The following is a 382-nucleotide window of genomic DNA, read 5'->3' on the forward strand; positions in this document are numbered from 1 at the left end:
GTTCGGGGGGGAGACCACCGGCAGCGTGGCATGGGGCTACGAGCTTGTCACTGGCCTGCGGTTCACCGCCTCCTACGGCACGGCGTTCAAGGCGCCCACGTTCAACGAGCTGTTTTTCCCCGGATTCGGTAACCCCAACCTCCAGCCGGAGGAATCCCGGAGCGCGGAGGTGGGGCTGGAGGGCGTGGGGCGCCTCTGGCGCTGGTCCCTCCATGCCTACCAGACTCAGGTGGATAATCTGATCGCCTTCGACGCGGCCACCTCCCTGCCTCAGAACATCGACGAGGCCCGCCTTAGGGGGATCGAGGGCATCGCGAGCGGAACCGTGGCCGGCTGGCGGATCGCGGCCCACGCCACCCTTCTGGACCCGGAGAACCGGAGT

Annotated in this window: 1 protein-coding gene; it reads left to right on the forward strand. The window is 67.8% G+C overall.

All coding sequences use genetic code 11. The features are described from left to right. Nucleotides 1-382 (forward strand): TonB-dependent receptor domain-containing protein (locus ACTFO6_RS17935; RefSeq protein WP_439935768.1); only part of this gene is annotated, 382 nt, incomplete at both ends.

The organism is Pelomicrobium sp. G1 (assembly GCF_051905455.1).
GTDB lineage: Bacteria > Pseudomonadota > Gammaproteobacteria > Burkholderiales > UBA6910 > Pelomicrobium.